The organism is Pseudaestuariivita atlantica (genome assembly GCF_001205715.1).
Classification (GTDB): Bacteria; Pseudomonadota; Alphaproteobacteria; order Rhodobacterales; family Rhodobacteraceae; genus Pseudaestuariivita; species Pseudaestuariivita atlantica.
This window is the reverse complement of sequence record NZ_AQQZ01000051.1, coordinates 1-764: the sequence shown is the minus strand read 5'-3', so window position 1 is coordinate 764 and position 764 is coordinate 1. Positions and strand designations below refer to the sequence as shown.

Here is a 764-nt window from a genome sequence, read left to right as displayed (position 1 = left end):
ATGGCAAAGGAAAAGTTTGAGCGGAGCAAGCCGCACTGCAACATCGGCACGATTGGTCACGTTGACCACGGCAAGACGACGCTGACGGCGGCGATCACGAAGCAGTTCGGCGACTTCAAGGCGTATGACGAGATTGACGGCGCGCCGGAAGAGAAGGCACGCGGGATCACGATCTCGACGGCGCACGTGGAATACGAGACGGAGAAGCGTCACTACGCGCACGTCGACTGCCCCGGCCACGCCGACTACGTGAAGAACATGATCACCGGTGCGGCGCAGATGGACGGCGCGATCCTGGTGGTGAACGCGGCCGACGGCCCGATGCCGCAGACGCGCGAGCACATCCTGCTGGGCCGCCAGGTCGGCATCCCGGCGATGGTGGTGTTCCTCAACAAGGTCGACCAGGTCGACGACGAGGAGCTGCTGGAGCTTGTCGAGATGGAAGTGCGCGAGCTCCTGACCGAGTACGACTATCCGGGCGACGAGATCCCGATCATCGCGGGTTCGGCGCTGGCGGCGCTGGAAGGCCGTGACCCGGAGATCGGCGAGCAGAAGATCGCCGAGCTGATGGCGGCTGTCGACGACTACATCCCGCAGCCTCCGCGCGCGGTCGACGAGCCGTTCCTGATGCCGATCGAGGACGTGTTCTCGATCTCTGGCCGCGGCACGGTTGTGACCGGCCGGGTCGAGCGTGGCGTGATCAACGTGGGCGACGAGATCGAGATCGTGGGCATCCGCGACACCAAGAAGACGACCTGCACGGG

Annotated in this window: 1 protein-coding gene; it reads left to right on the top strand. The window is 64.9% G+C overall.

Features of this window, described 5'->3' with window-relative positions; genetic code table 11:
• Positions 1-764: elongation factor Tu (locus tag ATO11_RS21050; protein ID WP_050532872.1), on the top strand; the 764-nt coding region annotated here is incomplete at its 3' end.